This window comes from Mesorhizobium sp. W050 (assembly GCF_054719535.1).
The window spans coordinates 3,168,393-3,192,099 of the sequence record NZ_JBTTIH010000001.1 but is presented as its reverse complement, the minus strand read 5'-3'; the positions used below and the strand labels follow the sequence as shown (position 1 = coordinate 3,192,099).

Sequence of the window (23,707 nt, the reverse complement as noted above, 5' to 3'; positions counted from 1 at the left end):
CATAATAATGGTACCATCTTCCAGGAGGTTTTGCATCCGAATCGTGGCGGAGGGTTTCTCTTTTGGGGCAAGTAGGCAGGCTGATAGACATAGTTGCAAGGCTGTCGGAGTTTGACGAGTACGACACGATTTATGCGTCGGAGCCTTGGACCGAGGATTCCGATGCGATGGTTGCTACCGGGCTGGACACGGGAAGATCGCCACCGGAGGCCGTCGAAGCCGGTTTGGAATATTTTCTTGAGATACATATCCGTCGAGAAGTCATCGAGGGTTGGCTTGCCTCAATAAAAGAAAAACCTAGCCTAGCGGGGGTTTGTCAAAGGCTTATCGAATACGCCATCAATGACGCATAGGAGAGATAGAGTGGAACATAACCCGCGCTATGACGGAAAGCCGCTGCTTAAACTATTGGAATTTTATGTTTTGTGGGTAATTGGTGAGCTGCCCGAAGAGGTGGATAAATCCTTGAAGGCGATAGCTCCCAAATTGCACACTCTCTATGGCGGCGATGGACAGTGGCAGGGCGCAATTGCCGCATCTGTTCATCTTTCCGAGGAATACCGGCGGAAATCCGGGGTCTATGGGCGAGGAACCTCGAAATCGCTCGCGACAACGAAGTAACGCTTTCGCCTCAGAAATTTGCCGAGATGTTCGTAGATGAAAATTTCGAGAATGATGGATTACGGTGACAGCGTATTTCTAGAGGTCCGCACCAGTGCGAGGTAGAGCGAAAGCTCTAAAGCTGACAAATTGAAAAGAGTGCACTGTCACCGTAATTCCGAAGCATTGAGACGCATAATTCAGCTGGACAGCCTGATCGTGGGCGTTGGAGGAACTGCCGGGTTATACTTGTCCAGCGGACAAAGTGGCTCCAGTATGGACGGACCCGTTGAGAAGAACAGCAATGTCTATTAGATTCGCTGCGCTGGCGCCCACTTACATCTGAAGGGCTGGCCAGCGGTCACCTTGAAAATCGCATGGGACGGCGGCCTTGGCTCGCCGCAATGAACATGGGCAGGAAGATACTTCTCGGTGGAACGTTTCCTATGACGACGACATCGAACTGAACAAGCGGCGGCAACACCCGACCATAGCCTGGTTGTGGCGGCTGGAGACATGTGATCCTTCGGAAAGGCCAGAGCTACTGGCCAAATAGGAAGAATGGAATCAACTCCACGAAGAGAAAAAGCGGAATGCCAAGGGTTGGGAACACCGCAGCTTTTACCCCTTGCTGGACTTTGATGACATCGGTCGCACAGTCATGCAGAGGGCGACGCCGAGGCAATGGCGCTGAGGATCGAGCTTGGGCTGCCGGCTGAACCGGAGAAAGTGCCGACCGAAGAAGAGCGTATTCTGGCCGAGGCCGGGGATGGCTATGTGACGCCTGCGCAGCGCAAGCGGCTGCGCTACCTGCGCAAGCACCCTGAGGAGGGGTGATGCGCCGCGTCTAACTCTTCGGCCTTCATCACAGCGCTGATCGTCGCGCACCAAATTGGAACTTCTTTCAAGCCTCGCTTTCGCGGGGCTTTTTTCATGGAGCAAGCCTTATGGCCCGACCTGCAACTGCCGCCGTTCGCCTGTTGACCGGCGAACGCGAACCCGTGCGCCTGGCGACGACGGGCAACATCACCCTTTACGGCCTGCAGACCATCGACGGCGTGCCGGCCGAGGTCGGCGACCGCGTGCTGGTCAAGAACCAGACCGATGCCCGCGACAACGGCATTTATACCGCCAGCGAAGGCCAATGGTTCCGTGCCGCCGATGCCCGCACCAGCCGCACCATGCAGAAGGGCACGACGGTGCATGTTCAGCAGGGCGCGGTCTCGGCCGACTTCGTCTATGTTTTCGAAACGCTCGATCCGGTGATCGGCACCGACGCGGTCACGATCGCCTTTTACCTGTCGGAGGACACGCTGGGCGATGCGGTGGGCGCGGCCAGCGCTGCTGCCGCCAGTGCCGCTGCGGCGCTCACCTCGAAGAACGCTGCCGCCACCAGCGCCACCAATGCCGGCACCTCGGCCGGCGCCGCCGCGGGTTCGGCCACGGCCGCCGCCGGCTCCGCCACAACAGCCGCGACCAGCGCCACCAATGCCGGCAATTCGGCAACGGCGGCTTCCGGCTCGGCATCGGGCGCGGCGACCAGCGCCACCAACGCAGGCAACTCGGCTACAGCTGCAGCCGGTTCGGCGAGCGCTGCCTCGGGCTCGGCAACCGCGGCTTCCACCTCAGCCACCAATGCTGCGACCTCCGCTTCCAATGCGGCGGCCAGTGCTGCGGCGGCATCAACCTCGGTGGCGGCGCTCGGCTACACCTTTTCCACGACCACAGCCGACGCCGATCCGGGCAACGGCACCTTGCGGCTGAACAATGCGAGCGCCGCGTTGGTGACCGCGGCCTATATCGATAATCTCGATGCCGGCGGCGCCACCGTGAGTGGCATCCTCGATGGCTTTGATGACAGCACGAACCCCATCAAGGGCCAGTTGACCCTGCGCTCGAAAGCCTCGACCGCTATCTACTATGTCTATAACGTCAGTGGCGCAGTTGTGGATGGTAGCGGCTACCGCAAACTGACGCTCGCCTATGTCAGCGGCGCCGGCACTTTGCCGACGGTGGCCAACGGCATCTGGCTGATGTTCGACCGTGCCGGCGACAGAGGCGCCGACGGGACGGGAGTAGGAGATTTTTTGGGGCCTGCGTCTTCGGCAACCGACAATATTGTCACTTTCGCGGGCACCACGGGCAAGGTGGGGAAGGATAGTGGGATCGCGGTGTCCAGCCTGGCGCCGAAGGCCAGCCCGACATTTACCGGGACGCCAACGGGGCCGACCGCAGCGCCTGGAACGAATACCACGCAATTGGCTACAACGGGGTTCGTCAAGGCTGGGTTTGATCTGAAACTTGATAGCCGACCCAACCTTGGTGTCGTCGCGCAGACGATCACCGATTGGAACAACGCCCTGGACAACGGCTGGTATATGGCCTCGGCGGCGGCTAATGCGCCAGACGGCGTAAATTGGTTCCTGGGGTTTGTGGAAGCGCACGGAAGCACTGGCTACCGGACGCAGACGGTGCATGATTTCGTCAACGACACTACGGCGGCAGACCAAAAGCTATGGCGGCGCAGGCAGGCTGGCGGTGCCTGGGGAGGATGGATCAAGCTGCAATGGTCGCAGGCCGAACAGGATGCACGCTATGTCCAGTCGTCCACGGCGTTGCTTCAGAAGTTTTATGAAAGCCCGCAACAGACCATCACATCCGGCGGGTCGCTGACGTTGGCTCATGGGCTGGGGGTGAAGCCGAAGCTCTATGCGGCCTTCATTCAATGTACTACGGCTAATTCGGGGTATTCGGTTGGTGACGAGATTCCCATTAACCCATCTCTCAATACAACTGATGCGACCGCTCAAGCTATTAGCATCGTGCCAGATGCCACCAATTTGAATGTACGGATTGGTAATGCTGCTGGCGCACTTAAAGTCCTCAACAAGGCTGGAACAGGTTTTAACGACATAACAAACGCTAGCTGGAAACTCGTTTTGAGAGCGTGGGCCTAGCTTGCGAAATGTGAGCAACGGTCTAAACGTTGGAACATGCATATTACTATTGCAGTGCAAGGCAAAATTCCCTGTCGAGGCTACGGCGGCACCCAGCGGCAAATCGATTGGCTCGCCAGCGCACTCGCATCTCTCGGACATAAAATCACACTGATTGCCGGAGTGGGCTCCACCCATCCGCGTTGCGAGGTCCGGCAGGCCGCGTCAGTAGTGGAATGTCTGGGGGCGATCCCTATCAATACTGACATCGTGCATTTCAACGGCTGGTATGATGTAGAAAGCCCGTATCGTGCGCTTTACACTCTGCACGGCTATGTTCCAAACGCCCCGAGAAAGGGGCAAAATTACAGCTTCGTCAGCGCCAGTCACGCGCATCATCATGATCGAGAAACGTTTGTTTACAACGGTTTCCCTGTGGATGCCTACCGGCTGGCAGATCGGAAAGGTGAGCGGCTGTTGTTTTTGGGCGGTATCGCGAGGGCCGGGAAGGGCCTCAACCGGGCCGTCGATCTGGCGAAGAAATTTAACTTCGAACTCGATATCGCGGGTGGCTCGAGGTGGAAGTTGCTCGGGCGCAGCCAAACCCGGAAAGAGTCTCTGTTCTTCAAGAGCTTATCGCCGCGCTACCGCTTCCACGGCACTGTCGATGGCGAGGAAAAGCTCCGATTGCTCGGCGAGGCGTACGCCTTCCTTAACCCGATCTCCTGGGCAGAGCCGTTCGGCATGGCGGCGGTCGAAGCAATGCTGTGCGGAACGCCTGTGCTGACCACTCCGTGCGGTGCGCTTGCCGAAACGGTCGATGCAGACAGCGGGCGTTTCTTCGAAACCGATGACGAGTTTGCTCACGGTCTCAATGAGATCAACAGCATTTCCGCGCGAACATGCCGTGAATCGGCAGCCGAAAGATTTCCGATCCAGAAAGCCGCAACGGCCTATCTGGAACTCTATAAACGCATCCTTGACGGCGAAGTGCTTCCGTGAGCCCGCTTTAGCCGCTCCATCCAAAATTCCTCTCCCGTGAGGAAGCGTTATAGCCGGCCAACCGACATGCCGTCGGCACAGTCAGGATCAACAGGACACTCGTCTCCTGTGCGTGATCTGTGACTGGCTAAAGTCTCCGAGCTAAATTCCACAATCTCCTGAGGTTACCCATGGACCGCAACTTCGCGCGGGCGCTTGCGCTCGTCCTCAAATCGGAAGGCGGCTGGTCCGACAATCCGGCCGATCCCGGCGGCGCAACCATGAAGGGCGTGACGCTGGCCAATTTCCGCCGCTACGTGAAGGCGGATGCGACGAAGGACGACCTTCGCCATATCACGGATGCTCAGGTGGCGACGGTCTATCGCCGCTTCTATTGGGATGCCACTGCGGGCGCCGAGCTTCCCGGCGGTGTCGACTATGCCGTCTTCGACTTCGCCGTGAACAGTGGGCCGGGCAGGGCGGCTAAATATCTGCAGGCGGCAGTTGGCACCGCACAGGACGGCAGGATCGGCCCGGCCACGCTCAAAGCTGTCGGCGCCAGGCCACCGGGCGCAGTCATCGACGATCTTTGCGATGCCCGCCTGGCATTCCTGCGGCGGCTGCCGACCTGGCGGGTTTTCGGCAAGGGTTGGAGCGATCGCATCCGGTCGGTCCGTTCCCAGGCGCTGTTGATGTCGGCACTACAGCCCGCGGCACCTTTGCCGGGCACCCCGCCCCAGCCATCAGCGCTCTCGCCGAAGCCCGGCAGTGCGATGCCGCCGGTGTCTACCGGCGGGCGCGTCAGTCCCGTCGAACGCCTGCCGTTCTGGCGTGCGCTGCTTCAAATCCTGAAATCGATTTTCGCAAGGAGTTCGACATGATCGCCGTCTTCATCCGCATCGGCTTGCGGTACGGCGCCGGTGTTCTGGTCGCGCGTGGCCTGCTCGGCGCCGACGACGCGGCGGCATTTTCTTCCGACCCCGACATTCAAGCTGGTCTGGAGATCGCCGCCGGTCTCGCCATCGCCTCGGTCACCGAGACCTGGCACTGGCTGGCCCGCAAATCCGGCTGGGAGCACTGACATGGAAGGGTTTCAACAACTGCTCATCGCCTATCTCGAAGCCGCGAAACCCTATGCTATCGGCTTTGCCGCCGGGCTTGTCGCCGGGTGGCTGCTGTGAGCGCGCTCCTCGCCGTCCTGCTTGGCAACAAAGCGCTGCTGGGCTTCCTGGCATCGGTCATCGCCGCCCTTTGCTGGGGCGCTCACCAGCGGCTGGCCGGCGCCAGGGCCGAGCGCGGCAAACTGGCGGCCGCTGAGGCCGCGGCGCGCGCGGTCGCTGAGCAGGTGCAGAACGACGTCGGCGCATTGCCGGCGGACGCTGTTCGAAAGGAGCTGAAATCATGGGCAAGGGACTGATGGTTGCGCTGCTTGTGGCGCTTGCCGGGTGCACGACTGCTTCGGGCGGCTTCTGCGCGATTTCGAGCCCGCTGCGCCTGTCGGCCAAAGCCGTCGACGTCCTGTCGCACGCCGAGGCGAGAGCGCTCTTGGCGCACAACCGCAAGGGACAAAAGCTCTGCGGATGGAGGCCTTAGCCGATGCACGACCTCTTCGACATGCTCGGCATCAAGGGGCCGGTCGTCGCCGCCGGGCTAGCCGGCGGCGTGCTGAGAGCACTGTCGCGCCATCGCTACAAGCTGCGCGAGATGATTGCCTCGCCGATCTGCGGGGCGCTGGCGGCTGCGTATCTGACGCTGCCTGCCGTCGCCTGGTTCAGGGCAACCGGCATGCCTATCCCCGATCCGGCCGACGACACCACGACGCTCGCCGCCGCCTTTTTGATCGGCGTCTCGGCCATGTGGATTTCCGACATCGTCTTCGAGGTCATCGTGCGGCGGTTCGGCTCGGCCGGCAACGAGTGATGCACTTGAGATGCTGGAAGAAGCCAGCGACAATGCCTACCTAAGGAGCAATCCAATGGAGGTATGATATGGCGACGTCTACCGAACGTGCAGTCCTTGCCGGCGGCTGTTTCTGGGGCATGCAGGATTTGATCCGGCGCTATCCCGGCGTGATCTCTACCCGCGTCGGCTATAGCGGTGGCGATGTGCCCAACGCCACGTATCGCAACCACGGCAGCCATGCCGAAGCCATCGAGATCGTTTTCGATCCGGCCAGGATCAGCTTTCGCACATTGCTCGAATCCTTTTTCCAGATCCACGATCCGACCACCAGGAACCGCCAGGGCAACGATGTCGGAATGAGCTATCGCTCGGCGATCTTCTACACCAGCGACGAGCAGAAGCGCGTCGCCGAAGACACCATCGCCGATGTCGATGCCTCTGGACTGTGGCCGGGCAAGGTCGTCACGGAGCTTGCGCCGGTGGGCGATTTCTGGGAGGCGGAGCCAGAGCATCAGGACTATCTCGAGAAATACCCCAACGGCTATACCTGCCACTTTGTCAGGCCGGGCTGGAAGCTTCCGGTCCGCGAAAAGGCTGTTTCGTAGCGCAGCCTCTATCGTCTGCTTATCTGGCGGTCGAACTATTCTTCCGCGCGATCGGTATGCCGGCCGCCTTGTTGAGGTGGCCGTGCTCGGGCTGCCCATAGATGAACGCGCCGCGGACGGTTTTGCCATCGACCTCAGAGCCTGAGAACGCGACGGCCTCGATCTTCTTTGTTCCGGTCAGGCTCTGGTTTCGAAGATAGGCGAAGGTTCGCACCGCTTCTCCGACAATTCGATCGAGAAATGGTTTTGGCCGCCTCCCGGGCCGTCGCACGAGGCTTGGAAAGCGCTCTCGTCCCGAAACAAAATGGTGCTGTGCGCAAAGCGCCGGCATGATCTGATAGATTCGATTGAGCGAGCAGGTCATAAATCCTGGGTGAAAAAGAACGAAGTCGACCTCTCCTCTCAGATGCATGGTCCTGCGCAGCAATCTTTGCGCTGCCGATCTGGAGATGACATAGCCTGCGGCGCCCGCGTGCAGGCCATAAAGTCTGGCAAGCGAAAACCCATCATCGAGAGCGACTTCCTTGCGTCCGACCCTCACTTTGGCAAAATGCGTTTCCAGCTTGATCACATCGGCATCGCGCGGCACCCATCGATCAGAAGCAAGCAGCGAGCCGGCGCCCGCGCCGAAAACGACGTCGTCCTCGAAAACCGCGCCATATTGATCCGCGGCGTTCGCAACGATCTCCCAACACGAGCGGTGGCTCAGGAAACAGCAAACCTCAGCAGCGCTCAGCGGGCTTTTGGCGACAGAGCAGCAATCGGGGCAATCAATGGCGGAGACACGCTCAAATGGTACTCCGATCCTGCCGAACTCGGACGCGACATGCGCCAGCCGATCGCGAGAACGATCAAGATTGATCACCAGACACCTCATCAGCGCCCCCCTTTGTCCGGTGATCAGTGAATATCACGTTCCCGTGATTGCACAAAATTTGCTTACGTGCGGGGCAGTGGGTAGCGGCGTACGGTGCCCCGGTTGATTTTGGAGGTTGGGTGGACATTGACGGCGTCCCCCGCGTGGCGCGAGCCTTTACCGTGCGCGCCTAGACGAGTCGCCCTAGAAGCCGAAGAATTGCCGACCGATCACGTATCCGAGCGCGACGACCACAAGGGGAAACAGGGCGGGCGTCAGCCGACCAAGAGCGGAGGTCTTTGGCTGTTGTCTGGAGATGGTCCTGGGTGCATTGCCGAGATTCTTGGTCATCCGGTATAGTAGCAAGCGCTGATTAACGATTCCGTAACCCGATCGAGGCCGCCGCGGCTTTTCGCGTTTCTGGCGCGACCTTGACAATGCCCAGCTCATGACGCAACTGGGCCGTCTTTGAGAGCATTGTGAGGCAAGGTCAATGCGGCTGATTCAACGTCATGTCGATTTGGTTTGCATCGGCGCTGGTTCGGTTGCCGGCACCGGTCGCCCACAGGACGAAGTCCTGCACGCTTCGGTCGGTCCCGAAATGCCTCGGGTCCATTTTCCCGCGACCCCTACACACCGCATCCTTGGCGGCGAAGCGCTTCCTTGACGACCGGCGATCCAATCCTCTTCGTCGGCTTCCCCGCGGTCGGCGACTTCGTCCGTTGCCATTCCGCCATCCAGATCATCGCTGCGCGATTTCCTGATCGCCCCATAGATGTCGTCACCTCGCCCGTTGCAGCGCCGCTGGCGCGCCTGATGCCGCATGTCAGGAAGGGCTGGGCGCTTGCCAAGCGTCATCAGCGCCCCGGTTTTGGCGAGCGCAGCCGCCTGGTTGGCGAGTTGCGCAAGGAAAATTACCGTACGGCCTATCTGATGACCAGCAGCACCAAGGCGGCGCTGATGGCGTTCATGGCCGGAATAGAGGAGCGCATCGGCTATCCGCAGGAGTTGCAATTCGGCCTCCTCAATCGCTTCCCCGCCGGCTGGTTGGCCCATCTATGGGCCTTCGGACCCCGCAAGACGCGGCTGTTCGAGGAGGTCTGCTCGATTGCCTCGCTTGGCGAAAAGCCGGCTGCGGGCGCAGAGTGGCCGGCGCCCCGGCTTGTGGTCGATCCGGCCGAACTGGACGAATGGCGCCAGCACAAGAAGATCGATGCCGACGGACCGGCACTGGCGCTCTATACTGCCGACATTGAGAATTTCCGCTCATGGCCCGTCGAGCGCTTCATTTCGATCGCCAGAGACCATCATGATCGCGGCTGGGCAATCTGGATTGTGGGCGGACCGCGCGAGCACGCCGGTGCCGCAAAAATCCGCGCCGCCATTCCTGAGGCAATCGACTTCACCTCGACCCCGTCGATTGCTGACGCGATGTGCCAGATCGCTGCGTCAACCATGTTCCTCGGGGTTGATGGCGGGATTTCCCACGCCGCCGCTGCCCTGAACGTCCCATGCGCGCTCATCTACGGGCTGAATCGCCCCTATGTGCATGGGCCCGTAAACAACCATGTTCGCTTTATCGAACCGCCGCTTTCGACGCCCAGCTGGGTCAAGGACACGCGCGGCGTCAGCGAAACTCGGGTGAGGGAGGTTCTGGCTGACCTCTCAGCCGGTATTGCCAACTGACCGGTGGCCTCGCCGGCCCCAAGCGTCTGATCAAACGCTCCGTGGGGCAACCATAGCCCCGTTTCGGGTTTACCCCTTGACACTACCCCTTGGCCCTGCGGTTTTCGGGCTCGTGATTGCCGACCCAGTGGGCACGGATGCGGTCGCTGGCTTCAAGGTAGGCCATGTCGATGAGGTAGGTCAGAAGCTTCTCGCCGTCGGCTTCGGCTTTCTGCCGAAGCTCCCGCAGCATCCCTTGCGCGAACTGCAGGTTCTCCATTTTGCTCGGCTGGTCCATTGGTGCCCCCCAATGTCTGCGCATGAACTTTGCGCTGACTATGCTTGCATGAAGATTGCCGTGAAGTGGATATTGCACGTGCGGACCGCGATCCTGCGAAGGCGCTGGCTGCATGAAAACCGCTCCATCCGGCTTCAAGATTCGCTACACTAGGTGACGGAAACAAAATAAACAAAGCGTTCTTTTGTACAAGACAGGAAGGTTCCTTCAGTTCACACCACGAGATACTTGGACAGCATAGTTGACGTAACGATATTGCATGGTCTTAAGCTCTCGTTTCCAAACAAAACGTAGCATCGTTGCAACCACAAGACGAATTCCAGCTGACCGGGCCGCTACGTAGTCAATCGCCGGTTACAAACGGCACCGGGTCTCAGCCCAGGGCTTTGGCCAGCCCATCGTTCCACGGCAGCGCAGGCCGGATGATCTACCGCCCGCCTTGGCTTGACGCCAAGGCGGGCTTTTTGCGTTTGGCTTCTACCGGGTGAAATGTTGTCGGACCCGGTCCTGTCGGCATCGGGCGGTTTCGAGAACGATTTCCTGCCCGCCGGCTGTCTGCGCCGCTCGCGCTAGGCCGACTTGCGTTGCGGCAAGCTAGACGGCGTCTCGACACCGTCAGAAATTGGTTCGGCTGTCCGGTTTGTCGGCTCCTCATCGACCCGGTCGTGCTCGAATTGCCGGGCAGCAGGCAAGGGTTGCAACCAGTGCTCACGGCGATTGACCCAGAGTTCATAGCTGGGCTCCAGCCCTTCGGTGGGCACCTCATCGAGGCTGCCAATTGTCACTTCCACCTCATTCTCCCGAACCAAAGGCACCCGGCCGCCGCAGGTGGGACAAAAACTTCTGTCGCCGTAGCTGTTGACGATACCCGTCGTTTCGAACGCCTCGAGCGGCCACACTCCAAACGTCGAAAAAGCCGACCCGCTAGCCTTGCGGCAGTCCTTGCAATGGCAAAGGCCAATCCGAAAGGGATCTCCCGTCACCGAAAACTGGATGCCGCCGCACAGGCAGCTGCCGCTCCGCCTTGTATCATTGGGCATGACCGCTCCTCCATCTGGTTGGGCATCACACCGCTACATCTTGCAGCGCCATGCGCACAATCAATTCACGCGCGGCGCAACGGTTCCATGTCGCCTCGCGCAATGCATTGTCTGGACCCGGCAGCGCCATGGCGACGACCGCCGCAAGGCTGCTGGATATGTCAGTTCGGGAAATCGAATACCGGTTCCCGGCACGAATAGACACGGCACTGGCCATCACGTGTCGGAACGGAGGCAGCGACCGGCACCTCCGGCCAGTCGCACTCGTTGCCGTATTGGCGGACATAGCGATCATAAGTATTCCGGCCGGTCGTCAACACCGCCGAGTGATGGCTCTGGATGAGGCGCTGCGTCTCCTCGCAGGTCATCGAACGCGTGTCGGGTCGGGCGTAGGCCGTGCTTGTTGCGGCAAACAACGCCGTTCCGATGATCCATGCGATTGTTTGGGATGTCATGGCGACCCTTATCCTAAAATACGGCCAGGTATTTCAACAGCGAAATGATGCCGATAATGATGACAACGATCTGCGCGATCTGCCTCGTGCGGCCATCGAGCGGCAGACGCTGGACGAGATAGAGCACCAGGATGATCACCAGGAAAGTGATCAGAATGCCGATAAGTACCGATGAAGCCATGTCCCTCACTCCGTCTGGCTACGTCTGAGAAGAGTACGCAGCGGCAAACGCTCTGGCCCTTGATTGGTTCCTGTCGATGCGAAGCCATCGGCGCAGCGTAAAGGCCGCGAAACAACGTTCCGCGGCCTTTGAAGCTGGATGCCGATCAGGGCCTGTTTGCCGCAATGTTGTCGTTTGCCGTCGGCGACACGGTTTCCAGGCGACTTGTTGCTGGCGTCAGGCTGGGCTAACGGGAGAACCGCCTCGGGTTGACGAGCTTCCGACAAATACGGCCTGAGTTGCGCTTCGTTGTCGACATTTGCGCGAGCCCTGAGATCCGGCGCCGCCCGGCGGGTGATCACCTTTTCGCAGGAGAACAATTGCCGTCCCAAGGGGACGACGGGAACCGAAACCTCGCACGTGCATCTCAGCTACCGCGGAACGGGCAAATCGAGCAGGTGAGGAATTTGGGGTAGGGGAATACGTCATCCAACATGCGGGGATTGGAATCCCAGGTGTCGGGCCCGCCAGTTTGTTGGGAGCGTTGCCCGTTGCAGCCTACACCATCGACACACGGGGCCGCATCACGTTCTACAACGAGGCCGCCGAACCTGAGTGGGACGACGCGCCGCGGTTTTGGCTCCGTCGTCCTCCAGCGGGTTGCACCACAAGCGCTTAGCGGCACCGGACAACTGGAATTTGGGGAACAAGGCGTCGTCTGGACGCTCCAGGCGCCGCTGCGCTCAGTCCAAATCTCTCTCGCGGATTTTGTCGATTGAAAGAGCGGGTCGCGCCTTAGGACAATCCCAGCAGGGGAGCGGTTTGGCCGCCTGTGGTGTCGGAATTGCCGATGCCAGGCAGTTCGTGCTTATCGTCGGCAAGCGAAGTCAATCTCCCCGCCTCGACGGAGGTCAGTCCGTCCAACTCCATCACCGCGCCGTAGAGTTGGGCCGTCTGCATCACGAGCCGCTCGACGTCTTCAAGGGCGACGTTCTCGTCCAGGTTACGCAATCGTATGTCCTCGGCAACCACCGCAATATTGACCATTCCGCGCGAGCGCAGCGCGCCCAGGACCCGTGAATTGAGATCCTCTCGTAGCCGAGCCGAATATCCGTAGCGCATGGAAACCTTCCTTTCAGGAGCCGGTTGTCCCGTCGTGATCAAGATGCGCCAACGACCTTCAGATGGCAAGAAGAATATTAAATATTATCAAGTAAATCAACATGTTAGAAGACTGCGCGGGTTGTGCTATCGGCGTGTCTTCCTCATCGTTGGTCTTGTATGTGAGTCACCCATCAGCCTCTCTTGACGCGCTGCACGGGGACCCCTAGCTATACTGCAATTGAGACACATACTAACTCACCATATTTTTGGTCTTGACGGTTGGAGGCGCGAATGGCCGAGCTGGAACGACCCGAGCGACTGCAGATCATGCTGACAGCCGAGGAATTGGCTGCCTTGGAAAACTGGCGCTTCGAAAAGCGCATGCCAAGCCGGTCCGCGGCAGTGCGGGAACTGCTGCGGCGCGGCCTGGATGCGGATGGATTCCTGACTGCGGGACAAGGAACAAAGTCTCAGGACTTTGGAATTCTGGGCAGCAGTGTGACTGGCGACGGCCAGTCGGGCGAGTAATTCGACGGCGGTTAGCCAACAATCGCTTTTTCTGGAAGTGCCGCTACCAATTTATTGCGGTGGCGGAAACGCAAAGCGGGTCGGCTCTCGGCAGGGTACTGGTCTCAGCAGGGTACTCTTGGCGTATGGTTGCAAAGCCCGCTCCGGTTCGCCGGAGCGGGCTTTTTGCGTTTTCCCGACAGGAAATAGTCGCGATCGCTTCAGACACGCTCAAGGTTCTCTTCGCACTCCATGCACGCGACGCTGTGACCGGGGCAACTGAGCCGGTGTGTTCCTCCGGGGCAGCAATGGCCGTTCGAGCTGGCCCACCGGGCACAGACAAACACCTTGCGGGTTCCGTGGCATTGTGGACATTCCATCGGACGCGCCAGCAGAGCCTCGTTCTCCGAGACACGGCATTCCCTCTCAAGAACCTGGACCATCTGAAACCCCAAGGCCGAAATATGGCTAAGCTATCCATACCCGGAAAGCCTAAATTAGAATTAAATTACATACGCCACGAGAGCCTTCCGAGGGGAAGTTCGCGGATGGCAATCTCAGGCCACCGGCAGTCCGCCGCGCGTGTCTCATTCCCAATCTCGGCCGTCTCAAGATCAAGCTCCGGTTGCTCCCGGCATCGGTCAACCCGCGATTTTGCCCACCGATTTTCGCATTCGGATCGTTATAGGCTTTCGCTTTGCTGGAGCGGCGTTAAAGCTGCCCGGCAAATGCCCGAGCGGGAACAGTCCGTTCCTGCGTCGGTTCGTTTGGACAAGGATGTCTGCCAATGACATTGATGGGCGCAGCGGCACTTTTGATCCTTGTCCTGACTTATGCCGGCGTCGCAATCGGGCGTATTCCAGGCCTCCGTCTCGACCGGGCAGGGATCGCCTTGCTGGGGGGGGCGGCGATGATCGCCATCGGCGCACTCAGTATGGAAGATGCCTATCGCGCCATCAATTTCGACACCATTACGCTGCTGCTCGGCATGATGATCGTGGTGGCGCATCTGAAGGTGTCCGGCGCCTTCCGGGCGCTTGGCGCCTACGCTATCGAGCATGCGCACGCGCCTTTCGTGCTGCTGGTGATGGTGACGCTGTTGACCGGCGTGTTGTCGGCGTTCCTGGTCAACGACGCCATCTGCCTGGTCATGGCGCCGATCATCGTCCACGTCACCCGTGTCATCAATCGCAATCCCATTCCCTATCTGATCGCCACCGCCACCGCGTCCAACTGCGGCAGCGTCGCCACCATCACCGGCAACCCGCAGAACATGGTCATCGGCGCGCTGTCGGGAATTTCCTACCCGGCTTTTTCGGCCGCCCTGGCGCCGGTTGCCCTCTTCGGCCTCGTCGCGGTCGTCGTCATCGTGCGCATCGTCTACCGCGCCGAATTCGCCCGCACCGCCGATCTCAACCCGGAAGTCTATCGCGGCCGCATGCTGCCGGGACAGGTGCTGAAGGCGGTGGTTGTCTGCATTGGCCTGGCCATCGCCTTCTTCGCCGGCGTACCGGTTGCCAAGGCAGCGCTCATCGGCGGCGCCATCCTGCTGCTCACCCGCGCCATCAAGCCGGCACGCATTTACCGCGAGATCGACGGCCCGCTGCTGTTCATGTTCGCCGGCCTGTTCATCGTTGTCGCCGGCGCCGAAAAGACGCTGCTGACGCCCGACATCATCGCCTCGGCCAAGAACCTCGGGCTGGACGACGTCTGGCGTCTATCGGGCTTCACCGCGGTGCTCTCCAACATCATGAGCAATGTTCCGGCCGTGCTGGCGCTGCGGCCATTCATACCCGGCCTTGAAAACCCCGGGCGTGCCTGGCTGGTGGTGGCGATGAGCTCGACGCTGGCCGGCAACTTCACCTTGCTTGGCTCGGTCGCCAACCTGATCGTCGCCGAACAGGCGCGGGCGGCCGGCACGCAGCTGTCCTTCTCAGCCTTCTTCAAGGTCGGCCTGCCACTGACGCTGCTCACCCTTGCCGTCGGCACGGCATGGCTGGCGGCTGGATTCTAGAGCAACTCCACGAAAAGTGTGAAGCGGTTTTCCGTCCGGATTGCGTCAAAACAAAGAGATAGAGTGTTTCGCCGTCTCCATTAGACGGTGAAACGCTCTAGCGGATAGTCGCCGATCCTAACCTTGCCCGAACCAGCGTTGCAGCGGCATGTCCGGCCGCCTCGACATAGTCGGGGTTGCGGTGGATCAGCATGATCGAGAACGCGCCGTCCATCAAAAGCACGATTTCGCGCGCCAGGGTCCGCGGCTCGTCGACGCCGTGGCCTGAGAGTTCGCCGGCCAACCAGGTCTCGAAATTCTGCTTATGCCGCGCCCCCGCTTTAACGGCGGGGTGTCCGGGCATGGAAGCGAGTTCGGCTGCCGTGCGCAGGAAGCCGCAGCCTCTCCATTTCGGGTGCTTCGCCACGCGCGCCAGATTGGTGAAAATCGCCTCGACCTTGCGCTCGACATCGCCTTCGGCCATCTCGAACCAGCCGGCCATCTGCTTGAGGTTCGGCTGGTCGCGACCGTCGAGATAGGCCGCGATCAAATCGTCCTTGCTCTTGAAATGATAGTAGAGCGTGCGCTTGGTCAGCCCGGCTTTTTCCGCCACTGCATCGACGCTGACGCGGCCGATCCCCTCGGCATAGAACAGCTTCGTTGCGGCATCGACAATGCGTTTGCGGGTAGGGCTCGGTGCTTCGCTCATACGCAAGTATACCGACCAGTGAATATACATACAACCGAAAGCCTGATCCTCTCCGTCGACAAACACACGGAAGGAAAAGACATGACCGAGCTTGTGCTCACCGAGGCCCGCAACGGGATCGCCATCCTCACACTTAATCGGCCGGAAAAGCTCAACGCCTTGAACTATGCGCTGATTGATCGCCTGCTTGCGCTCCTCGATGCCGCCGAGACCGACGGTGCCATCCGCGCCGTCATCCTCACTGGAGCAGGAGAGCGCGCCTTCTCCGCCGGCGGCGACATCCATGAATTCTCAGGCAGCGTGGCCATCGGCGTCGACGTTGCCCTGCGCGACTTCGTCATGCGCGGACAGCGGCTGACGGCAAGGCTGGAGGCATTCCGCAAGCCCGTCATCGCCGCCGTCAACGGCATCGCCTTCGGCGGCGGCTGCGAGATCACCGAAGCCGTGCCGCTCGCTATCGCCAGCGACCGCGCCTTGTTCGCCAAGCCTGAGATCAACCTTGCAATGCCGCCTACTTTCGGCGGCACGCAGCGGCTTCCGAGACTGGCAGGGCGCAAGAGGGCGCTCGAGCTGCTGTTGACCGGCGATTGTTTCCCGCCGCCGCGCGCCGTCGAACTCGGCCTCGTCAACCAGGTGGTGCCGCATGAGGAGCTGATGCCCGCCGCAATTGATCTTGCCCGGCGCATGACCAGACATTCTCCTGCAGCAATTGCCTCGATCCTCACAGCAGTGGCGCGGGGCCTGAACCAGAGCATCGCGGAAGGCTTGGCTGTCGAGGCCGAGCAGTTCGCCCGCATGGCACCGACCGCTGATCTGCGCGAAGGGCTGGATGCCTGGATCGCACGGCGCCAGCCGGGCTGTGACGGCTCGTGGACACACATCACCCGGCCGGATGAAGCCAGGCGAGCCTCAACGCAGCAGGACGGGCTTGCGGACCGGGATCAAGGCGCCGTCACGGCCACATGACCTTTCATGTTGGGGTGGAAGCGGCAGAAATATTCGACCGCTTCCGCCTTCCGCAGGTTCAGGCTCGCTGTTGTCTTCGGCGGGATCATCACTTCCCAGCCACCCTTGACGGTAGCCGTATGTGCGAACACGTCCTTGTTCACCCACTTGATCGTGTCGCCGACCTTCGCGTCGACGGTGGCCGGCGAAAAGACAAGTTTGTCGATGGTGACCTGGATGGTTTCGGCCTGCACGGGTGAGGTCCCGAAGACCAGCGCCAGTGCAATCCACAGCTGCCGTTTCGACATGGCCTGGTCCTTACTTCAGCATACCTGCAACATGCTCGGCGTGCTGTTCATGGCCCTGGAAAATCTTCAGGCCGGTCTCCAGCAGGCTCTTCAACTCGGTATTACTGGCCGATGGGATCAAAAGGGTTTCAAGCGCGCCGTCGACCTGTTTGTGGTAGGCGATCTCGTTGTCGACATAGGCTTTGTCAAAGGCTGCGCCGTCGAGTTTGGCGAGCTTCGCCCGCTCCTCGGCCGCAGCCTTGGTCAGCGCCTGGCTGGTTGCGTTGTCTTCCGGCGTCACCTTCAGCTTCTTTACCAGTTCCAGTGCCTGCGCGTTGACCGCTTCGTGGTCGCGCACCATGTCGTTGGCGAAATCCACGACCTCCTTGGTCTTCGATTTCTTGATCGCCTGCTTGGCGGCTTCCACATCGATGACGCCTGCCGTGTAGGCGATGTGGGCGATCTGCGGGTCCGTCGGCTTGTCGGCGGCTTGCGCGAGCGGGGCAGCGCCAAGCAGCAGCAAGGCAGCGAGGGCGGCGGTGTGTCGGGTAACCATGGCATCTCCTTCGCCCGGACGCGGGATCGCGCCGGGCCGTGTTTTTCAGTTGACGGTCATTGGATGCGCAGCGGCGGCAAACGTTCCCGGGGAAATCGGCCAAATCAGCCGATGATCAGCTCTCCAGGCCGAGCCGCTGCATGACGGCGCTGGTCAGCCTGTCGCAGCGCCGGCCGGCAAACGGGAAGGCGTCGAGCAGCACCGGCCCGATCTGGTCGTCGAGTGCCTTGCGTACCAGGGCGCGGGCGCGGTGTAGCCTTGTCTAGACGGTTTCCGGCCGCACGCCAAGCAGCTCGGCGGTCTCCTCGATACTGAGCCCCTCGATAACCCGCGCCACGAACACCGTCCGATAAACATCGGGTAGGCTGTCGGTCGCCCGTTCCACCAACTCGAGGATCTGCCGCTGCGCCATCGTCCGCTCCGGATCGTCGCTGGGATTGAGGGGGAACTGGATGATTTCGGCTTGCGGGTTTTTCGCCACCGTCCGCCGCCTTTTGCGCAGACGACCGAGCGCCTCGTTGATGACGATGCGCGACAGCCAGGTGGCCAATGAGGACTCCCCGCGAAAGGCATCGAGATGGGCAAAGGCTCTGACATAGGCCTCCTGGACGATGTCCTCGGCTTCAGCATCGTTGCGCACCACCCCGCGAGCGATGCGATAGAGCCGCTGATTATGGGTCTTCATGATGATGCGGAAGGCGTTGCCTTCGCGTGCCAGCGCGCGGCGCACGAGAAGCATCTCGCTTGAGGCAGCAGTGGGCATTGGTAGAGACATAGCAGGCATGGCCAGTTCCTCGATCCAATCCCCGTTCGAAACCTCGATCAAGACATTGGATGACATCGCCGGCAAAAGGTTCCCGGCCATTTTCGCCCGGCTCCGACGGCGCCTAGAATACTGCTTCCGCCAGCGGCTTGTCAGCAGCCTGCGCTCGTGCCGTTGCCGCAAGCAGATCGGTCTGCGTGATCAGGCCAAGGATGCGGCTGTCCCCGTCCACGATCATGACTGCATGGGTGCGGCCGTCGGTGAGCACCGGTAGCAGGGCCATGGCGGGCGTACCGGCGGCGGCGGTCGACGCTGTCGACGTAACGCTTCCGACGGCTTCGTCGGCTCGCGCCAATTCCCTCAATCCAACGGTGCCGACCAGCCTGGCGTCCTTGTCTACAACCGGCAGCGTGCGGATATTGTGGTCGAGCAGCAGATGACGCGCCCGATCGGCGGACGCGTGTTCATCGACCGAAATCACGTCGCGCGACATGATGTCCTCGCACAACATGGTTCGGTGTGCGCGCATCGTCGCTTGCAGTTCGACCTGTCGCAGCAGCTGTTCGAGATCGTTGCGGTCGATGTCGAAGGTCTCGTCGAGCGCAGCCAGCGCGGCATCGATGTCCTCGGCCCGGAAGCCGATGCGCTCCTGAGCCGGCGGATCGCTGGTTCCGTGCGTGCTTTTCGGGGCAGGGGCCGGCACATGCGGGTAGCTGCGTCGCGACAGCCTGTGGAAAGCATAGCCGAGCGCGACCAGCATCATGGAGTTCAGCGCCACCGGCACGAACGGAAACAGGAAGCCGGCACCGATCACGGCCGGCCCGCCGAGCACGGCGGTCAGTGCGGCGGCTCCGCCCGGCGGATGCAGGCAGCGCGAGAACGACATGGCGGCGATCGCCATCGCCACGGCAATGCCCGTGGCGAGAACGGGCTGATGGACGAAATGGGCCACGATCACGCCGACCAGCGCCGATATTGTATTGCCGCCGATGATCGACCATGGCTGCGCCAGCGGGCTTGCAGGCACCGCGAACAGCAGCACCGCCGACGCCCCCATCGGCGCCACCAGCAGCGGCACATGCGGGCCATTGCCAAGCACCAGCGCGCCGATCGCGCCGGTCAGCGCAATGCCGATCATCGCCCCGATGCAGGCGATGAGGCGCTCGCGCAGCGTCGCGCCGGCGAGAATGGGGACAAAGAGACGAAAGGCCATGGCAAGCTCAGTCCGGCTGGAATTGTGCGCGCAGCGCCTGCAATGGCGTTGGGCCGACGATTTTGAAAGTCAAACCGATCCGAAAAAGCGCGCGTTGGGGAAATAACATTGCGCTTGGTCTACCCATGAGCGGCTTTGCGACGTCGATCGCCCTACGAAAGTCGCTCGCCAATCCTTTCAACGGTTAAGCGGGCTAGCGGAATCAGCTTCGCAAGTTTGCTGGTGTCATGCCGCAGCGGCCGCTTCCAGCCCGCGCAGGATATCGGCCTTGAGGTCCTCGACATCCTCGAGCCCGATCTGCAGCCGGATCAGCGGGCCGTCATAGGGGCCCTTGGCGACGGTACGGTCGCCGAGGAAGACTGGCACGGCAAGGCTCTCATAGCCGCCCCAGGAATAGCCGAGACCGAAGATTTTCAACGCATCGAGGAAAGCGTGCTGCTGTCTCTGGCCGCCGCCTTTGAGCACAATGGAAAAGATGCCGCTCGAGCCGAAAAAATCACGCTTCCACACCGCGTGGTCGGGGTGGCTGGGGAGCGCCGGGTGCAGCACGCGCGCCACGCCGGGCTGGCCTTCAAGCCAGACGGCAATGGCAAGCGCGCTCTTTTGATGGTGATCCAGCCGAACGCCCATCGTGCGCAGGCCGCGCAGGACTTGGTAGACGTCGTCGGGGCCGGCGCAGCAGCCCATCGTGTAGAACGTCTCGCAAAGCTGCTTCCAGCAGTTGGCATTGGCAGACACTGTGCCCAGCAGCACATCCGAATGCCCGGCCGGATATTTCGTCGCCGCATGGATCGAGATATCGACGCCGTGGTCGAGCGGACGGAAATAGAGCGGCGTTGCCCAGGTGTTGTCCATCATGACGATGGCGCCCGTTTCATGCGCCGCCTTGGCGATCGCCGGAACGTCCTGCACCTCGAAGGTGTTGGAGGCCGGTGATTCCGTAAACACGACTTTGGTGTTCGGCTTGATCAAGCTGGCGATGCCGGCGCCGGCATGCGGATCGTAATACTCGACCTCGACACCCAGCCGCTTCAGCATCGTGTCGGCGAAATTGCGGGTCGGATGGTAGACGGAATCGACAATCAGGATGTGATCGCCTGCCGAGAGAAACGCCAGCAACGGGACGGTCACCGCCGCCAGGCCCGACGGCACGATTATGGTGCCGGCGGAGCCTTCCAGCGCGTCGATCGCATGCGCCAACGCATCGGTGGTCGGCGTGCCGCGTGTGCCATAGGTGTATTTCTGGCTGCGCGCCGCCATCGCCGACGCATTGGGATAGAGCACGGTCGAGGCATGCACGATCGGCGGATTGACGAAGCCGAAATAGTCGTGCGGATTGTTGCCCGAATGGGCAAGCCGCGTGTTGATACCCATTTCGTTGCCGTCAGTCGCCATTGCTCTTCGCCTCGTGGTGAAAGCGCTAGCCATAGAGCGGCGGCATTGGCCGTGCAACAGCGGGCGCCCGCCAGGCGGTGCCCTTTGCATAGGCCAATTCCCCCATGAATAGTCTGGTATGCGTGGCGATCCAGAGCCGCGGATTTCATGAGTGGATGTGGATTAGCGTCGACGGACTTTGCCGGTTTTATTTGCGGGGCTTGCTGCTTTCCTGATGCTGTTGTCCGCAATTCAGGCATTTGCGGCAATTGGTTTTCAAAGCTGTCGTGAAACGGTCATTTCCCTTGACCTCACAGAGATAATCGCCTTCGATGCAGTTCGTGAATGGGAGGGGCCGGGCGTCGGTTACGACGCGAGGTTCCGGAATGAGCCGGATGGGAGCCGGGTTCACGCGGGAAAAGATCAGGATTTGCCTGAGGATCAGGGTTTACCTGAAAACAGAAAAGGGTCTGTGGGTTATGAAACATATTGCAATTGGCATTCTCGGTGCCGCTGCGCTTGGATGGATGGCTTCGGCCGCGTCGGCGACAACGCTCGATACCGTCAAGGCGAAGGGCTTCATCCAGTGCGGTGTCTCGACGGGCCTGGCCGGCTTCTCGGCGCCTGACGACAAAGGCGATTGGAAAGGCATCGACGCGGATTTCTGCCGCGCTGTCGCTGGTGCAGTCTTCGGCGATGCCTCCAAGGTCAAGTTCACGCCGCTCAGCGCCAAGGAGCGCTTCACCGCGTTGCAGTCGGGCGAGATCGATCTCCTGTCGCGCAACACCACATGGACCATCAATCGCGATACCGCGCTTGGCCTGAACTTCATCGGCGTCACCTATTATGACGGCCAGGGTTTCATGATCAACGCGAAGAAACTGCCTGGCGTCAATTCGGCGCTGCAGCTTTCAGGTGCGGCAGTCTGCGTGCAGAGCGGCACCACCACCGAGCTCAACCTCGCCGATTACTTCAAGGCGAACAAGATGGAGTACAACCCGGTCGTCTTCGAAAAGCTGGAAGAGGTCAACGCTGCCTATGACGCCGGCCGCTGCGACGTCTACACCACCGACCAATCCGGCCTCTATGGCATCCGCCTGACGCTGAGTGCGCCGGCCGACCATGTCGTGCTGCCCGAGATCATCTCCAAAGAGCCGCTCGGCCCCGCCGTACGCCAGGGGGACGACCAGTGGTACCACATCGTCAAGTGGACCTACTTCGCCCTGTTGCAGGCAGAGGAACTGGGCATCACCCAGGCCAATGTCGAAGAGATGAAGACCTCGGATAATCCGGAGATCAAGCGCGTGCTCGGTCAGGAAGCCGAAACCAAGATCGGAACCGACCTTGGCGTGAGCAATGACTGGGTCGTCAACATCGTCAAGGCAGTCGGCAATTACGGTGAGATGTTCGAGCGCAATGTCGGCACCGGCAGCCCGCTGAAGATCGCGCGCGGCATCAATGCGCTGTGGACCAAGGGCGGCCTGCAATACGCACCGCCGATCCGCTGATCGAAATGTGATCCGGAAGGCAGATCATCTGCCTTCCGGTTTCTCTTTCCAGGGGATGAGCAATGGCATCGCAGGAAGTTCTTCGCGAGGAGCCGAGCCGCGGTTCCTTCATCAACGATCCGAAAGTCCGCGGGTTTTTCTTCCAGGCGGTGGTTGTCATCTTGCTGGTGGCGGGCGTCTGGTGGATCGTCCACAACGTCATCGTCAACCTGCAGCGCCTGCATATTACTTCCGGTTTTGGCTTTCTGAACAACCGAGCAGGCTTTGACATTCCAGTCAGGCCCATCGCTTATGATTCCGATTCGACCTATGGCCAGGCCATTGTCGTCGGGCTTATCAACACCATTATCGTCGCCGTTGCCGGCATTATCACCGCGACCATCATTGGCTTCATTGTCGGCGTCGGCCGGTTATCGCGCAACTGGCTGGTTCGCAAGATTTGCACGGTCTATGTCGAGGTGTTCCGCAACATCCCGCCGCTGCTGGTGATCTTCTTCTGGTATTCAGGCGTGCTCGCGGTACTGCCGGCGCCTCGCGACAGTTTCAATTTGCCGTTCGGCTCTTTCCTCAACCAACGCGGTTTCTATTTTCCGCGCGCTATCTGGGGCGACGGCTCCTGGCTGATGTTTGTCGCCTTGCTTGTCGGCATCGCCATGGCTTTTTTTGTCGCGCGCACGGCACGCCAGCGGCAAATGGCAACGGGCCAGCAGTTTCCCGTATTCTGGACTTCGGCGGCGCTGATCGTCGGCCTTCCGCTCCTGGCCTATGCGCTGAGCGGCTTTCCCTTGAGCTTCGACTTTCCAAAACAATCGACCTTCAACCTGACCGGAGGCTTTCAGATCGGGCCGGAGTTCCTGTCTCTCTATTTGGCGCTGTCCTGTTACACGGCCTCCTTCATCGCCGAGATCGTGCGCGCCGGCATTCTCGGCGTCAGCAAGGGTCAGACCGAAGCGGCTGGCGCCCTGGGGCTGCGGCCGGGATCTATCCTGCGGCTTGTCGTCGTTCCCCAAGCCATGCGGATTGTCATCCCGCCGCTGACCAGCCAGTATCTCAACCTGACCAAGAACTCGTCGCTGGCCATCGCCATCGGTTATCCCGACCTGACGGCGATCGCGGGCACAGTGCTGAATCAGACCGGTCAAGCGGTCGAGGGTGTGCTGATCATGATGGTCGTCTATCTCATCATCAGCCTGGTGACGTCGGCGGTGATGAATGTGGTCAACGCGAGGATGGCGCTGGTGGAGAGGTAA

27 protein-coding genes and 1 pseudogene are annotated in these 23,707 nt (G+C 60.8%); 16 read left to right on the top strand and 12 right to left on the bottom strand.

Annotation, left to right across the window (positions count from 1 at the left end; translation table 11 throughout):
• The first annotated feature begins 363 nt into the window (after window positions 1-363).
• From ACYG9Y_RS15475 to msrA, 10 genes are all read left to right on the top strand, one after another.
• Window positions 364-621: a hypothetical protein gene (locus ACYG9Y_RS15475; protein ID WP_156929854.1), complete on the top strand. Its 258-nt coding sequence runs from the start codon at window positions 364-366 to the stop codon at window positions 619-621.
• Window positions 622-1,284: 663 nt separating this feature from the next.
• Window positions 1,285-1,437: a hypothetical protein gene (locus ACYG9Y_RS15470; RefSeq protein ID WP_023734801.1), complete on the top strand. Its 153-nt coding sequence runs from the start codon at window positions 1,285-1,287 to the stop codon at window positions 1,435-1,437.
• A gap of 110 nt (window positions 1,438-1,547) precedes the next feature.
• Window positions 1,548-3,557 (top strand): pyocin knob domain-containing protein, encoded by a 2,010-nt coding sequence (locus ACYG9Y_RS15465; RefSeq protein ID WP_023739178.1) that lies wholly within the window; start codon window positions 1,548-1,550, stop codon window positions 3,555-3,557.
• Window positions 3,558-3,593: 36 nt separating this feature from the next.
• Window positions 3,594-4,538: a glycosyltransferase gene (locus tag ACYG9Y_RS15460; RefSeq protein ID WP_031253300.1), complete on the top strand. Its 945-nt coding sequence runs from the start codon at window positions 3,594-3,596 to the stop codon at window positions 4,536-4,538.
• Between the two features lie 170 nt (window positions 4,539-4,708).
• Window positions 4,709-5,398 (top strand): glycoside hydrolase family 108 protein, encoded by a 690-nt coding sequence (locus ACYG9Y_RS15455; protein WP_023739180.1) that lies wholly within the window; start codon window positions 4,709-4,711, stop codon window positions 5,396-5,398.
• Window positions 5,395-5,598 carry a hypothetical protein gene (locus ACYG9Y_RS15450; RefSeq protein WP_023689878.1) on the top strand — a complete coding sequence of 68 codons (204 nt, stop codon included), beginning with the start codon at window positions 5,395-5,397 and terminating at the stop codon, window positions 5,596-5,598. The genes ACYG9Y_RS15455 and ACYG9Y_RS15450 overlap by 4 nt, the downstream gene beginning before the upstream one ends.
• A 96-nt stretch (window positions 5,599-5,694) precedes the next feature.
• A complete protein-coding gene (locus ACYG9Y_RS15445) occupies window positions 5,695-5,934 on the top strand; it encodes a hypothetical protein (RefSeq protein ID WP_023684348.1) in 240 nt (79 codons plus the stop codon).
• Window positions 5,919-6,110, top strand: coding sequence for a hypothetical protein (locus ACYG9Y_RS15440; protein WP_023739181.1), 192 nt, complete (start codon window positions 5,919-5,921; stop codon window positions 6,108-6,110). Before ACYG9Y_RS15445 ends, ACYG9Y_RS15440 begins: the two co-directional genes overlap by 16 nt.
• A gap of 3 nt (window positions 6,111-6,113) precedes the next feature.
• Window positions 6,114-6,437: a hypothetical protein gene (locus ACYG9Y_RS15435; protein ID WP_023689880.1), complete on the top strand. Its 324-nt coding sequence runs from the start codon at window positions 6,114-6,116 to the stop codon at window positions 6,435-6,437.
• Window positions 6,438-6,505: 68 nt separating this feature from the next.
• Entirely contained in the window at window positions 6,506-7,024 is a 519-nt protein-coding gene (gene msrA / locus ACYG9Y_RS15430; RefSeq protein ID WP_023671461.1) for a peptide-methionine (S)-S-oxide reductase MsrA, read from the top strand.
• Between the two features lie 19 nt (window positions 7,025-7,043).
• Here msrA and ACYG9Y_RS15425 read toward each other — a convergent pair whose 3' ends face one another.
• Window positions 7,044-7,889 (bottom strand): glycosyltransferase family 25 protein, encoded by an 846-nt coding sequence (locus ACYG9Y_RS15425; protein WP_050593141.1) that lies wholly within the window; start codon window positions 7,887-7,889, stop codon window positions 7,044-7,046.
• Between the two features lie 654 nt (window positions 7,890-8,543).
• Between ACYG9Y_RS15425 and waaF the strand changes: the two genes are divergently transcribed.
• Window positions 8,544-9,566 (top strand): lipopolysaccharide heptosyltransferase II, encoded by a 1,023-nt coding sequence (gene waaF / locus ACYG9Y_RS15420; protein ID WP_023739185.1) that lies wholly within the window; start codon window positions 8,544-8,546, stop codon window positions 9,564-9,566.
• A gap of 82 nt (window positions 9,567-9,648) precedes the next feature.
• Here waaF and ACYG9Y_RS15415 read toward each other — a convergent pair whose 3' ends face one another.
• From ACYG9Y_RS15415 to ACYG9Y_RS15395, 5 genes are all read right to left on the bottom strand, one after another.
• The gene (locus ACYG9Y_RS15415; RefSeq protein WP_023671466.1) at window positions 9,649-9,843 is read right to left on the bottom strand and encodes a hypothetical protein; all 195 of its coding nucleotides are present in this window, start codon (window positions 9,841-9,843) and stop codon (window positions 9,649-9,651) included.
• A 569-nt stretch (window positions 9,844-10,412) separates the two neighbouring features.
• Window positions 10,413-10,883 (bottom strand): GFA family protein, encoded by a 471-nt coding sequence (locus tag ACYG9Y_RS15410; protein WP_023739187.1) that lies wholly within the window; start codon window positions 10,881-10,883, stop codon window positions 10,413-10,415.
• A gap of 161 nt (window positions 10,884-11,044) precedes the next feature.
• Window positions 11,045-11,338 carry a hypothetical protein gene (locus ACYG9Y_RS15405; protein WP_023739188.1) on the bottom strand — a complete coding sequence of 98 codons (294 nt, stop codon included), beginning with the start codon at window positions 11,336-11,338 and terminating at the stop codon, window positions 11,045-11,047.
• A gap of 13 nt (window positions 11,339-11,351) precedes the next feature.
• Entirely contained in the window at window positions 11,352-11,519 is a 168-nt protein-coding gene (locus ACYG9Y_RS15400; protein WP_023694668.1) for a Thivi_2564 family membrane protein, read from the bottom strand.
• Between the two features lie 774 nt (window positions 11,520-12,293).
• Window positions 12,294-12,620 carry a hypothetical protein gene (locus ACYG9Y_RS15395; RefSeq protein ID WP_023712723.1) on the bottom strand — a complete coding sequence of 109 codons (327 nt, stop codon included), beginning with the start codon at window positions 12,618-12,620 and terminating at the stop codon, window positions 12,294-12,296.
• Between the two features lie 273 nt (window positions 12,621-12,893).
• On the opposite strand from ACYG9Y_RS15395, the gene ACYG9Y_RS15390 reads away from it, so the two are divergent.
• Both ACYG9Y_RS15390 and ACYG9Y_RS15385 read left to right on the top strand, forming a co-directional pair.
• On the top strand, window positions 12,894-13,130 hold the full coding sequence (locus ACYG9Y_RS15390; RefSeq protein ID WP_023671471.1) for a hypothetical protein: 237 nt from the start codon (window positions 12,894-12,896) through the stop codon (window positions 13,128-13,130).
• 766 nt (window positions 13,131-13,896) lie between these two features.
• A complete protein-coding gene (locus tag ACYG9Y_RS15385) occupies window positions 13,897-15,123 on the top strand; it encodes an anion transporter (protein ID WP_023739190.1) in 1,227 nt (408 codons plus the stop codon).
• Window positions 15,124-15,220: 97 nt separating this feature from the next.
• Here ACYG9Y_RS15385 and ACYG9Y_RS15380 read toward each other — a convergent pair whose 3' ends face one another.
• Window positions 15,221-15,811: a TetR/AcrR family transcriptional regulator gene (locus ACYG9Y_RS15380; RefSeq protein ID WP_023739191.1), complete on the bottom strand. Its 591-nt coding sequence runs from the start codon at window positions 15,809-15,811 to the stop codon at window positions 15,221-15,223.
• 81 nt (window positions 15,812-15,892) lie between these two features.
• On the opposite strand from ACYG9Y_RS15380, the gene ACYG9Y_RS15375 reads away from it, so the two are divergent.
• Complete coding sequence (locus ACYG9Y_RS15375) at window positions 15,893-16,777, top strand: crotonase/enoyl-CoA hydratase family protein (protein WP_023739192.1); 885 nt, start codon at window positions 15,893-15,895, stop codon at window positions 16,775-16,777.
• Here the strand turns inward: ACYG9Y_RS15375 and ACYG9Y_RS15370 are convergent.
• From ACYG9Y_RS15370 to ACYG9Y_RS15350, 5 genes and pseudogenes are all read right to left on the bottom strand, one after another.
• The gene (locus tag ACYG9Y_RS15370; RefSeq protein WP_023739193.1) at window positions 16,753-17,064 is read right to left on the bottom strand and encodes a cupredoxin domain-containing protein; all 312 of its coding nucleotides are present in this window, start codon (window positions 17,062-17,064) and stop codon (window positions 16,753-16,755) included. The genes ACYG9Y_RS15375 and ACYG9Y_RS15370 overlap by 25 nt on opposite strands.
• Before the next feature lie 10 nt (window positions 17,065-17,074).
• A complete protein-coding gene (locus ACYG9Y_RS15365) occupies window positions 17,075-17,599 on the bottom strand; it encodes a DUF4142 domain-containing protein (protein WP_023705691.1) in 525 nt (174 codons plus the stop codon).
• A gap of 115 nt (window positions 17,600-17,714) precedes the next feature.
• Window positions 17,715-18,383 (bottom strand): annotated as a pseudogene (locus ACYG9Y_RS15360) (RNA polymerase sigma factor).
• 103 nt (window positions 18,384-18,486) lie between these two features.
• Complete coding sequence (locus tag ACYG9Y_RS15355) at window positions 18,487-19,575, bottom strand: HPP family protein (protein WP_023739194.1); 1,089 nt, start codon at window positions 19,573-19,575, stop codon at window positions 18,487-18,489.
• Between the two features lie 225 nt (window positions 19,576-19,800).
• Entirely contained in the window at window positions 19,801-20,970 is a 1,170-nt protein-coding gene (locus tag ACYG9Y_RS15350; protein ID WP_023739195.1) for a cystathionine beta-lyase, read from the bottom strand.
• Window positions 20,971-21,428: 458 nt separating this feature from the next.
• Here ACYG9Y_RS15350 and ACYG9Y_RS15345 point away from each other — a divergent pair, with 458 nt between their 5' ends.
• On the top strand, window positions 21,429-22,457 hold the full coding sequence (locus ACYG9Y_RS15345) for an amino acid ABC transporter substrate-binding protein (RefSeq protein WP_023671480.1): 1,029 nt from the start codon (window positions 21,429-21,431) through the stop codon (window positions 22,455-22,457).
• Window positions 22,458-22,519: 62 nt separating this feature from the next.
• Window positions 22,520-23,707, top strand: coding sequence for an amino acid ABC transporter permease (locus tag ACYG9Y_RS15340; protein WP_023671481.1), 1,188 nt, complete (start codon window positions 22,520-22,522; stop codon window positions 23,705-23,707).

Bases quoted from the DNA above. Each gene is read 5' to 3' on its own strand.
- ACYG9Y_RS15470 (WP_023734801.1), top strand. From the start codon at position 1,285: ATGGCGCTGAGGATCGAGCTTGGGCTGCCGGCTGAACCGGAGAAAGTG.
- ACYG9Y_RS15465 (WP_023739178.1), top strand. From the start codon at position 1,548: ATGGCCCGACCTGCAACTGCCGCCGTTCGCCTGTTGACCGGCGAACGC.
- ACYG9Y_RS15460 (WP_031253300.1), top strand. From the start codon at position 3,594: ATGCATATTACTATTGCAGTGCAAGGCAAAATTCCCTGTCGAGGCTAC.
- ACYG9Y_RS15455 (WP_023739180.1), top strand. From the start codon at position 4,709: ATGGACCGCAACTTCGCGCGGGCGCTTGCGCTCGTCCTCAAATCGGAA.
- ACYG9Y_RS15450 (WP_023689878.1), top strand. From the start codon at position 5,395: ATGATCGCCGTCTTCATCCGCATCGGCTTGCGGTACGGCGCCGGTGTT.
- ACYG9Y_RS15440 (WP_023739181.1), top strand. From the start codon at position 5,919: ATGGGCAAGGGACTGATGGTTGCGCTGCTTGTGGCGCTTGCCGGGTGC.
- ACYG9Y_RS15435 (WP_023689880.1), top strand. From the start codon at position 6,114: ATGCACGACCTCTTCGACATGCTCGGCATCAAGGGGCCGGTCGTCGCC.
- msrA (WP_023671461.1), top strand. From the start codon at position 6,506: ATGGCGACGTCTACCGAACGTGCAGTCCTTGCCGGCGGCTGTTTCTGG.
- ACYG9Y_RS15415 (WP_023671466.1), bottom strand. From the start codon at position 9,843: ATGGACCAGCCGAGCAAAATGGAGAACCTGCAGTTCGCGCAAGGGATG.
- ACYG9Y_RS15410 (WP_023739187.1), bottom strand. From the start codon at position 10,883: ATGCCCAATGATACAAGGCGGAGCGGCAGCTGCCTGTGCGGCGGCATC.
- ACYG9Y_RS15405 (WP_023739188.1), bottom strand. From the start codon at position 11,338: ATGACATCCCAAACAATCGCATGGATCATCGGAACGGCGTTGTTTGCC.
- ACYG9Y_RS15400 (WP_023694668.1), bottom strand. From the start codon at position 11,519: ATGGCTTCATCGGTACTTATCGGCATTCTGATCACTTTCCTGGTGATC.
- ACYG9Y_RS15395 (WP_023712723.1), bottom strand. From the start codon at position 12,620: ATGCGCTACGGATATTCGGCTCGGCTACGAGAGGATCTCAATTCACGG.
- ACYG9Y_RS15390 (WP_023671471.1), top strand. From the start codon at position 12,894: ATGGCCGAGCTGGAACGACCCGAGCGACTGCAGATCATGCTGACAGCC.
- ACYG9Y_RS15385 (WP_023739190.1), top strand. From the start codon at position 13,897: ATGACATTGATGGGCGCAGCGGCACTTTTGATCCTTGTCCTGACTTAT.
- ACYG9Y_RS15380 (WP_023739191.1), bottom strand. From the start codon at position 15,811: ATGAGCGAAGCACCGAGCCCTACCCGCAAACGCATTGTCGATGCCGCA.
- ACYG9Y_RS15375 (WP_023739192.1), top strand. From the start codon at position 15,893: ATGACCGAGCTTGTGCTCACCGAGGCCCGCAACGGGATCGCCATCCTC.
- ACYG9Y_RS15370 (WP_023739193.1), bottom strand. From the start codon at position 17,064: ATGTCGAAACGGCAGCTGTGGATTGCACTGGCGCTGGTCTTCGGGACC.
- ACYG9Y_RS15365 (WP_023705691.1), bottom strand. From the start codon at position 17,599: ATGGTTACCCGACACACCGCCGCCCTCGCTGCCTTGCTGCTGCTTGGC.
- ACYG9Y_RS15355 (WP_023739194.1), bottom strand. From the start codon at position 19,575: ATGGCCTTTCGTCTCTTTGTCCCCATTCTCGCCGGCGCGACGCTGCGC.
- ACYG9Y_RS15350 (WP_023739195.1), bottom strand. From the start codon at position 20,970: ATGGCGACTGACGGCAACGAAATGGGTATCAACACGCGGCTTGCCCAT.
- ACYG9Y_RS15345 (WP_023671480.1), top strand. From the start codon at position 21,429: ATGAAACATATTGCAATTGGCATTCTCGGTGCCGCTGCGCTTGGATGG.
- ACYG9Y_RS15340 (WP_023671481.1), top strand. From the start codon at position 22,520: ATGGCATCGCAGGAAGTTCTTCGCGAGGAGCCGAGCCGCGGTTCCTTC.